We start from the raw sequence: 382 nt of genomic DNA, 5'->3' as shown, positions 1-382 counted from the left end.
GTTCATACCGCGCTCAATATAGGCGAAATGAACTAGGCCATATTGTTGAAGCTCAAGATGGCAACCACAACAGCGTTCAATATCAGGTCAATGCGCTAGGGCAAATTGTATCTATATCTGCGCCCAATAATGGGCAGGTTCGGATACAAAATGAATTGAACTGGCGAGGTCTACCAGTAAAACAAAGTGATGCTGCTGGTGGTGTATTCGACCACGAATACAATGCGTTTGGCCAAGCTGTCAGGGTGACTGACTCCGAAGGAGGGATTGAGGAGTTTGCCTATGATCTGTTGGGGCGCAAAGTTCTTCATATCAATAAATCTGGGTTGATAACGCAATGGAGATTTGAACAACAACCAAGTCAGTTGGTGGTGACAAAAAT

1 protein-coding gene is annotated in these 382 nt (G+C 44.8%); it reads left to right on the top strand.

Going from position 1 to position 382, the window contains the following annotated elements:
* The coding region (locus AB4585_RS26880) for a hypothetical protein (RefSeq protein ID WP_372171789.1) at positions 1-382 on the top strand (382 nt) is incomplete at both ends.

Source organism: Vibrio sp. 10N.222.49.C9, from assembly GCF_041474985.1.
Lineage (GTDB): Bacteria > Pseudomonadota > Gammaproteobacteria > Enterobacterales > Vibrionaceae > Vibrio > Vibrio crassostreae_C.
Note: the sequence above shows the minus strand (reverse complement) of the source record. Positions and strands in the feature narration are given on the sequence as shown.